This window comes from Pseudomonas sp. F01002 (genome assembly GCF_004402115.1).
Lineage (GTDB): Bacteria > Pseudomonadota > Gammaproteobacteria > Pseudomonadales > Pseudomonadaceae > Aquipseudomonas > Aquipseudomonas frigoris.
Genome location: NZ_SOPU01000024.1, coordinates 177442 through 186636, shown reverse-complemented (window position 1 = coordinate 186636; position 9195 = coordinate 177442). Strand labels below are relative to the sequence as shown.

At 57.1% G+C, this 9195-nt stretch carries 9 protein-coding genes; 8 read left to right on the top strand and 1 reads right to left on the bottom strand.

What is annotated here, in order from left to right; genetic code table 11:
- Window positions 1–37 precede the first annotated feature (37 nt).
- Complete coding sequence (locus tag E3W21_RS21715) at window positions 38–856, bottom strand: pyruvate, water dikinase regulatory protein (protein ID WP_134421791.1); 819 nt, start codon at window positions 854–856, stop codon at window positions 38–40.
- A gap of 174 nt (window positions 857–1030) precedes the next feature.
- On the opposite strand from E3W21_RS21715, the gene ppsA reads away from it, so the two are divergent.
- From ppsA to E3W21_RS21670, 8 genes are all read left to right on the top strand, one after another.
- The gene (gene ppsA, locus E3W21_RS21705; RefSeq protein WP_129442792.1) at window positions 1031–3406 is read left to right on the top strand and encodes a phosphoenolpyruvate synthase; all 2376 of its coding nucleotides are present in this window, start codon (window positions 1031–1033) and stop codon (window positions 3404–3406) included.
- A gap of 247 nt (window positions 3407–3653) precedes the next feature.
- Complete coding sequence (locus E3W21_RS21700; protein WP_134421790.1) at window positions 3654–4643, top strand: alpha/beta fold hydrolase; 990 nt, start codon at window positions 3654–3656, stop codon at window positions 4641–4643.
- A 121-nt stretch (window positions 4644–4764) separates the two neighbouring features.
- A complete protein-coding gene (rraA, locus tag E3W21_RS21695) occupies window positions 4765–5256 on the top strand; it encodes a ribonuclease E activity regulator RraA (RefSeq protein ID WP_027922555.1) in 492 nt (163 codons plus the stop codon).
- A 24-nt stretch (window positions 5257–5280) separates the two neighbouring features.
- Entirely contained in the window at window positions 5281–6276 is a 996-nt protein-coding gene (locus E3W21_RS21690; RefSeq protein WP_129442798.1) for a zinc transporter ZntB, read from the top strand.
- Window positions 6277–6339: 63 nt separating this feature from the next.
- On the top strand, window positions 6340–6588 hold the full coding sequence (locus E3W21_RS21685; RefSeq protein WP_027922557.1) for a hypothetical protein: 249 nt from the start codon (window positions 6340–6342) through the stop codon (window positions 6586–6588).
- Between the two features lie 2 nt (window positions 6589–6590).
- Window positions 6591–7415 carry a mechanosensitive ion channel domain-containing protein gene (locus tag E3W21_RS21680; RefSeq protein ID WP_008027407.1) on the top strand — a complete coding sequence of 275 codons (825 nt, stop codon included), beginning with the start codon at window positions 6591–6593 and terminating at the stop codon, window positions 7413–7415.
- 87 nt (window positions 7416–7502) lie between these two features.
- Window positions 7503–8093, top strand: a complete 591-nt coding sequence (gene sigX, locus E3W21_RS21675) for an RNA polymerase sigma factor SigX (protein WP_008146300.1) — start codon at window positions 7503–7505, stop codon at window positions 8091–8093.
- A 107-nt stretch (window positions 8094–8200) separates the two neighbouring features.
- On the top strand, window positions 8201–9195 hold a 995-nt coding region (locus tag E3W21_RS21670), incomplete at its 3' end, for an OmpA family protein (RefSeq protein ID WP_256661612.1).

Below are 9195 nucleotides of genomic sequence, written 5' to 3'. Positions count from 1 at the left end.
GCTTGCTCGCGATAGCGGTGTTGCTGTCGCCGAAAACCTACTTGAAGCGCCGCTCCACACCTTTCTCCACCAAAATCTTCGCGGAAATTTCTTCAACGGAGAAGTGCGTGGAATTGATGTGCGGAATGTTCTCGCGGCGGAACAGATTCTCCACCTCGCGCACTTCGAATTCGCACTGGGCGTAGCTCGAATAGCGGCTGTTGGGCTTGCGTTCGTTGCGGATCGCGGTGAGGCGATCCGGGTCGATGGTCAGGCCGAACAGCTTGTGCTGGTGGGCGCGCAGGGTGGCAGGCAGTTGCAGGCGCTCCATGTCGTCTTCGGTCAGCGGGTAGTTGGCCGCGCGGATGCCGAATTGCATGGCCATGTACAGGCACGTCGGCGTCTTACCACAACGCGACACGCCCACTAGGATCAGGTCCGCCTTGTCGTAATAATGCGTGCGCGCACCGTCGTCGTTGTCGAGGGCGAAGTTCACCGCCTCGATCCGCTCCATGTAATTGGAGTTGCTGCCAATGGAGTGGGACTTGCCGACGGTGTAGGAAGAATGCTCGGTCAATTCCTGTTCAAGAGGCGCCAGGAAGGTCGAGAAAATGTCGATCATGAAACCATTGGACGTTGCGAGGATCTCACGGATGTCCTGATTGACAATGGTGTCGAAGATGATCGGCCGAAAACCATCGTTTTCAGCGGCTTTGTTGATTTGTTGTACCATGACCCGCGCTTTATCCGCGTTGTCGATATAGGGCCGCGTGATTTTGCTGAAGGTAATGTTTTCGAACTGCGCCAACAGGCTTTGACCGAGCGTTTCGGCCGTAATGCCGGTGCCATCGGAGATAAAGAAAGCAGATCGTTTCATTTGCACCTTGGGCCTTAAGCTAGTGACGATTCTTGGATATAGTAGGCGCGATTTGCCGGCCGCCAGTGGCCCGCATTCTCACTTATTTTCCAGGTCCAGGCCATACAGCTGGCAAACGCTCTAATGAGCAGCCGGCTTCTGAGCTTTTCCAACACAGTTAGTGGAGAGATCACCTTGGTAGAGTACGTAGTTTCCCTCGATAAGCTCGGCGTCCATGATGTAGAGCACGTAGGGGGCAAGAACGCATCCCTGGGCGAGATGATCAGTAACCTTGCAGGTGCCGGTGTATCGGTGCCCGGTGGCTTCGCCACGACAGCTCAGGCTTATCGTGATTTTCTCGAGCTGAGCGGCCTGAACGATCAGATCCACGCCGCCCTCGACGCCCTGGACGTCGACGATGTCAATGCCCTGGCCAAGACCGGCGCCCAGATCCGTCAATGGATCATGGAAGCCGAATTCCCCGAGAAGCTCAACGCCGAGATCCGCATCGCGTTCGCCACGCTGTCGGCCGGCAACCCTGACATGGCCGTGGCCGTGCGCTCTTCCGCTACCGCCGAAGACCTGCCGGACGCTTCCTTCGCCGGTCAGCAGGAAACCTTCCTGAACATCCGTGGTGTCGAAAACGTAATTCGCGCCGCCAAAGAGGTGTTCGCTTCGCTGTTTAACGACCGCGCGATTTCCTACCGCGTCCACCAGGGCTTCGACCACAAGCTGGTAGCCCTGTCGGCCGGCGTGCAGCGCATGGTCCGCTCCGAAACCGGCACCGCCGGCGTGATGTTCACCCTCGATACCGAATCGGGCTTCCGTGACGTGGTGTTCATCACCGGCGCCTACGGCCTGGGTGAAACCGTCGTACAAGGCGCGGTGAACCCGGATGAGTTCTACGTCCACAAAGGCACGCTGGCAGCCGGTCGTCCGGCCATCCTGCGTCGCAACCTGGGCAGCAAAGCCATCAAGATGATCTACGGCGAAGTGGCCACGGCCGGTAAATCGGTCAAGACCATCGACGTGGACAAGGCTGATCGCGCACGTTTCTGCCTGAGCGACGCCGAAGTCAGCGAACTGGCCAAGCAAGCAATGATCATCGAGAAGCACTACAAGTGCCCGATGGACATCGAATGGGCCAAAGACGGCGACGACGGCAAGCTCTACATCGTTCAGGCCCGTCCTGAAACCGTGAAGAGCCGTACCTCGGCCAACGTCATGGAACGCTACCTGTTGAAAGAAACCGGCACCGTGCTGGTTGAAGGTCGCGCCATCGGCCAGCGTATCGGCGCCGGCAAGGTCCGCATCATCAAGGACGTGTCCGAGATGGACAAAGTCCAGCCAGGCGACGTACTGGTCTCCGACATGACCGACCCGGACTGGGAACCGGTCATGAAGCGCGCCAGCGCCATCGTCACCAACCGTGGCGGCCGTACCTGCCACGCGGCGATCATCGCTCGCGAACTGGGCATCCCGGCCGTAGTCGGTTGCGGCAACGCCACCCAGCTGTTGAAAGACGGCCAGGGCGTGACCGTTTCCTGCGCTGAAGGCGACACCGGTTACATCTTCGAAGGCGAACTGGGCTTCGATATCAAGAAAAACTCCGTCGATGCCATGCCGGATCTGCCGTTCAAGATCATGATGAACGTCGGCAACCCGGACCGCGCCTTCGATTTCGCGCAACTGCCGAACGCCGGTGTGGGCCTGGCCCGTCTGGAGTTCATCATCAACCGCATGATCGGTGTTCACCCCAAAGCGCTGTTGAACTACGACGGTCTGCCGCAGGACATCAAGGACAGCGTCGACAAGCGCATCGCCGGTTACGACGATCCGGTTGGCTTCTATGTCGACAAACTGGTTGAAGGCATCAGCACCCTGGCCGCTGCGTTCACCCCGAAAAAGGTCATCGTGCGTCTGTCGGACTTCAAGTCCAACGAATACGCGAACCTGATCGGCGGCAAGCTCTACGAGCCGGAAGAAGAAAACCCGATGCTGGGCTTCCGCGGTGCTTCGCGTTACATCAGCGAAGCGTTCCGTGACTGCTTCGAACTCGAGTGCCGCGCCCTCAAGCGTGTGCGCAACGAGATGGGCCTGACCAACGTTGAAATCATGGTGCCATTCGTCCGTACATTGGGCGAAGCTAGCCAAGTGATCGATCTGTTGGCCGAGAATGGCCTGGCCCGCGGCGAGAATGGTCTGCGCATCATCATGATGTGCGAGCTGCCGTCCAACGCGATCCTTGCCGAAGAGTTCCTCGAATTCTTCGACGGCTTCTCTATCGGTTCCAACGACCTGACCCAGCTGACGCTGGGCCTGGACCGTGACTCCGGGATCATCGCGCACCTGTTTGACGAGCGTAATCCGGCGGTCAAGAAGCTGCTGGCCAACGCGATTCAGGCCTGCAACAAGGCTGGCAAGTACATCGGCATTTGCGGTCAGGGCCCTTCGGACCACCCTGATCTGGCCAAATGGCTGATGGAGCAGGGCATCGAAAGCGTTTCGTTGAACCCCGATTCCGTGCTGGAAACCTGGTTCTTCCTGGCTGAAGGTCAAGCTTCGGCTTGATGTGAATGAAGCCTCGGTCATGTGGCCGAGGCTTTAAGAATCTGTGTCCTATCTCGGCAATGCGTTCAATTTTGACGTGTGGATTTTGCTGGCAGGCAAGGCGCCGCGACGAGTCATAGCTTGCTATGGCGAGGAGCGGCAACGCAGCATGCCAGCAAAAGACGCCGTCAAAATTGAACAGTCATTGTCGAGATAGGACTCATGGGCGGGCTCCTCTGGAAGCCGCCCTTTTTTGTGCAAGAGCATTATGCAAAGCAGCAGCAACCTATTTCCTGTCGCCCTGATCAGCGCCGAGCGGCGCGGCGATCTGAGCGAAGACGTCTATCGTCTGAAACCCGGCAACAGCCCTGACGGCACCGTCGAACTGGCTGTGACGCGCCTGGGCATGGCGGATGGCTCAGACGCGCGTGGCGTTCCGGTTATTTTGCTTCACGGCAGCTTTTCCAATCGCCGGTTCTGGTTTTCCCCGAAGGGGCTTGGACTGGGCGCCTATCTGACGCGTCTGGGATTCGATGTATGGATTCCCGAAATGCGTGGACACGGCCTGTCCCAGCGTAACCAGAACTACCGCAAGAACCGCGTCGCCGACTACGCCCGTTACGATTTGCCGGCCATTGGCGCGTTCGTTCGCGAGCAGAGCGGCCAGATCCCGCACTGGATCGGTCACTCGCTGGGCGGGATTACCCTGGCGGCGGCGCTGGGTGGTGAGTACATCGGCGAGCCGGTGGTGGCCTCTGCGGCGTTTTTCGGTACGCAAGTCAGCCGCACCTACTGGCCGCTGAAGATTCCACCGGTGGAGTGGAGCGGGCGCTTCATTCTCAAACGTTTTGCCCAGCTGTCCGGTTCACGGCTCAAGCGCGGCCCGGAGGACGAGCCCATTGGCCTGGCCCTGGAAAGCATGCGCTGGTATGGCCTGTTCGGGCGCTTCGGCGATGCCGACAAGGATTGGTGGGCCGGATTGGCCGACGTTCAGTTACCGGTATTGGCCGTGAGTGCCGCAGGTGACCATCAGGACCCGACCTGGGCTTGTCGCAAGCTGTTCGATCAGGTGGGTTCCGAGCATAAGCAATTCATCAGCCTGGGTCGCGAGCAGGGTTTCGCCGATAATTTCGGTCACGTTGAAATGCTGGTCAGCAAAGCCGCGCAGGTTGAAGTCTGGCCGTTGGTGGCGCGCTGGTTGGCAGATCAGCAAACGCCATTGCTGGGTGAAAAACCGGATCTGACTGCGGCGGTCTGAGCCTGATGCTCTAACAAGGGCATTTCGCTCTGTTCGGCTTGCGGCTAAGATATGACGCATTGAGCTGTTCTGGTCACGTTTCGACACCCTCGATTGTCTTCCTCTTTACAGGAGTTTCTCGATGAATCATTACCTCACGCCTGACCTGTGCGACGCCTACCCGGAGCTGGTGCAGGTGCTGGAACCGATGTTCAGCAATTTCGGTGGCCGTGATTCTTTCGGCGGGGAAATCGTGACCATCAAGTGCTTCGAAGATAACTCGCTGGTCAAGGAACAAGCCGAGCTCAAGGGCAATGGCAAGGTGTTGGTGGTCGACGGTGGCGGTTCCCTGCGTCGTGCGCTGCTGGGCGACATGATCGCCGAGAAAGCCGCGAAAAATGGTTGGGAAGGGCTGGTGATCTACGGTTGCATCCGCGACGTCGACGTCATCGCGCAAACCGATTTGGGGGTTCAGGCCCTGGCCAGCCACCCGATGAAAACCGACAAGCGCGGCATCGGCGATCTCAACGTAGCGGTGACCTTTGCCGGCGTGACGTTCCATCCTGGCCATTACATCTATGCGGACAACAACGGCGTGATCATCTCGCCAAGCCCGCTGAAAATGCCTGAATAAACAGAAACCAACAAAGGGATGCGGATGTTCGAGGAAGAAAACGCGCAGTGGGGGCTGGTGCATGCCCTGGTGCTGGACGGTAAAGGCGGTGCGCGTTCGATAGCCCGGACTGAACTCGATGACTTGCAGTTGCAGGCCCATGAAAGCCTGTGGCTGCACTGGGATCGCAGTCACCCGCAAACCCAGACCTGGTTGCGAACATCCAGCGGTCTGAGCGAATTCAGCTGTGATCTGTTACTTGAAGAAAACACCCGGCCGCGTCTTTTACAGCTTTCGGACAGCGAACTGCTGCTATTTTTGCGTGGGGTCAACCTGAACCCGGGCGCCGAGCCGGAAGACATGGTCTCGGTGCGGATTTTTGCGTCGGCCCAGCGTGTTATTTCTCTGCGTTTGCGTCCGTTGCGCGCCACCGATGATTTGCTGGTGCAGCTCGCCGAAGGCAAAGGACCGAAAACTGCGTCAGAACTCATCCTTTATATGGCGCAATACCTCACCAATAAGGTGCAGGATCTGGTCAGTTGCCTCTCGGAAGTGGTCGATGAGGAAGAAGAAAAGCTGGATGCCGACGAACGGTATACACCCGAGCACGGAGCCGTTTTGCAGATCCGTCGCAGGGCCGCTGCGCTGAAACGTTTTCTTGCGCCGCAGCGGGAAATATTCGGTCAGCTGACACGGATAAAACTGCCTTGGTTCGTCGAAGGCGACGGTGATTACTGGAACGAATTGAACAACAGCCTGACCCGGTATCTCGAGGAGCTGGAATTGACCCGGGAGCGGGTGGGGTTGGTCCTTGAGGCCGAAGATAGACGTTTGAGCGTGCGAATGAACCGCACGATGTACCGTTTCGGGATCATCACCGGGATCTTTTTGCCGATGAGTTTTCTGACGGGTCTTTTAGGTATCAATGTCGGCGGGATTCCGTTTTCTGCAAGCCCCTATGGCTTCCTGATTGCGTGCGTGATGATGATCTCGGTGGCGTTGGGGCAGTGGTGGTTATTCCGACGTTTGCGCTGGGTCTGAGGGTGAAGCATGTGACCCGAGCAAATTTGACCGCGTCTTTCACTGACATCACGAGAGGTGCGTATGCACGATCCGTTTGAACAGTCTTTGCGTGACATGCTCAATGCATCACCGTCCACCCGGGACGACGATGCGTGCCTTGGGCGTGTACTGAAAACCGCCAACCGCCAGGTCGGCGCCGGTGATCTGTTCAGCCTGCTGGGCCGCTGGCTGCCCGCGCTGATGATCGCCCTGAATAACGGATCGGCCCATGTCGCTCCGGTTTCCCGTCACCGTAAACCTACCGTTCGCACTGCTGATAAGGCTGATTGAATATGGAACTTGATCTCTGGACTCAGAGCCTCGTCACTGCAATGACTGCGTTATGGACCAAGGTTGCAAATTTCATCCCGAACCTGTTCGGCGCACTGGTTGTGTTGCTGTTGGGTTTCGTCGTTGCGAAACTTTTGGATACTTTGTTGTCCAAGTTGCTCGCCAAGCTGGGGCTCGATCGCCTGATGGGCGGCACCGGACTGACCAAATTGCTGTCCCGGGCCGGCCTTCAAGTACCGATCTCGACCTTAATCGGCAAGATTGTCTATTGGTTCGTTCTGCTGATTTTTCTGGTTTCTGCCGCAGAATCCCTTGGACTTGAGCGAGTTTCGGCTACGCTGGACATGCTTGCGCTGTATTTGCCGAAAGTATTCGGCGCCGCGCTGGTGCTGCTGGTGGGTGTATTGCTCGCGCAACTGGCCAATGGGCTGGTGCGGGGTGCGGCAGAGGGCGTAGGGCTGGATTACGCTGCGGGCCTGGGGCGAATTGCCCAGGGCCTGGTGATTATCATCAGTATTTCGGTCGCAATCAGCCAGTTGGAGGTCAAGACTGACCTGCTCAACCATGTGATTGTGATCGTATTGATTACCGTTGGTCTGGCGGTTGCGCTGGCCATGGGGTTGGGAAGCCGGGAAATTGCCGGTCAGATTCTTGCGGGAATCTATGTGCGTGAGTTGTATCAGGTTGGGCAACAAGTGCGTGTTGGCGAGGTCGAAGGCCAGATCGAAGAGATCGGCACGGTTAAAACCACATTGCTGACCGATGAGGGTGAGCTAGTCTCTCTCTCCAATCGGATTCTCCTGGAGCAGCATGTGAGTAGCCGCTAACCCGGCAAACCCTGCTAATGTATGCCGCCGCAAAATGCCCTGTAAGGGCTGCGGCGGACATTGACCTGACTGTCGGCCCGACTTGTTTTGAATAAAGCTCAATCGCTGTCCACGCGCTACGACCCCCGCGAGCTCTCTGATGAGGAGTTGGTCGCGCGCTCGCATACCGAGCTGTTTCACGTAACTCGCGCCTATGAAGAACTGATGCGGCGTTACCAGCGAACATTATTTAACGTCTGTGCACGGTATCTTGGGAACGATCGAGACGCAGACGATGTCTGTCAGGAAGTGATGTTGAAGGTGCTGTATGGCCTGAAGAACTTCGAGGGCAAATCGAAGTTCAAGACATGGCTATATAGCATCACGTACAACGAGTGCATCACGCAGTATCGGAAAGAACGGCGAAAGCGTCGCTTGATGGATGCTTTGAGTCTGGACCCCCTCGAGGAAGCGTCTGAAGAAAAGGCGCCGAAACCTGAAGATAAGGGTGGACTCGATCGCTGGTTAGTGTATGTGAACCCGATTGACCGTGAAATTCTGGTGCTACGATTTGTCGCAGAGCTGGAATTTCAAGAGATCGCGGATATCATGCACATGGGTTTGAGTGCGACAAAAATGCGTTACAAACGTGCTCTAGATAAATTGCGTGAGAAATTTGCAGGCATTGCTGAAACTTAGTTCGGCGCAAATATCTCTTACGTGTAGGCAAGTTCTGATAGACTTGCCGCCGAGTTGTCCCCCGGTTTGCGGGACTGCTTCACAATCACCAGATGGGGATTTAACGGATGAAACTGAAAAACACCTTGGGCTTGGCCATTGGTTCTTTGATTGCCGCCACTTCGTTCGGCGCTCTGGCACAAGGCCAAGGCGCAGTTGAAATCGAAGGCTTCGCGAAGAAAGAGCAGTACGACAGCGATCGTAACTTCAAGAACAACGGCAACCTGTTCGGCGGTTCGGTTGGTTACTTCCTGACCGACGACGTTGAACTGCGTCTGGCTTACGACGAAGTGCACAACGTACGTTCCGATGACGGTCGTAACGTTAAGGGCGCTGATACCGCTCTGGACGCTCTGTACCACTTCAACAACCCAGGCGACATGCTCCGTCCATACGTTTCTGCCGGTTTCTCGGACCAGAGCATTGGCCAGAACGGCGGTGGCGGTCGTAACCGTTCCACTTTCGCCAACGTTGGCGGCGGTGCCAAGCTGTACTTCACCGAGAACTTCTACGCCCGTGCTGGCGTTGAAGCTCAATACAATATCGACCAGGGCGACACCGAGTGGGCTCCAAGCGTCGGTATCGGTGTGAACTTCGGTGGCGGCTCCAAGCCTGCTGCTGCTCCAGTTCAAGCACCCGCTGAAGTCTGCTCCGACAGCGACAACGATGGCGTTTGCGACAACGTTGACAAGTGCCCGGACACTCCAGCCAACGTAACTGTTGACGCTGATGGCTGCCCAGCAGTTGCTGAAGTTGTTCGTGTTGAGCTGGACGTGAAATTCGACTTCGACAAGTCGGTAGTCAAGCCTAACAGCTACGGCGACATCAAAAACCTCGCTGACTTCATGAAGCAGTACCCATCCACCAGCACTACTGTTGAAGGTCACACTGACTCCGTCGGTCCTGACGCTTACAACCAGAAACTGTCCGAGCGTCGTGCAAGCGCCGTTAAGCAAGTTCTGACCAACCAGTACGGTGTTGAATCGTCCCGCGTTCAGTCTGTTGGCTACGGCGAATCCCGCCCAGTTGCTGACAACAAAACTGAAGCTGGTCGCGCTGTAAA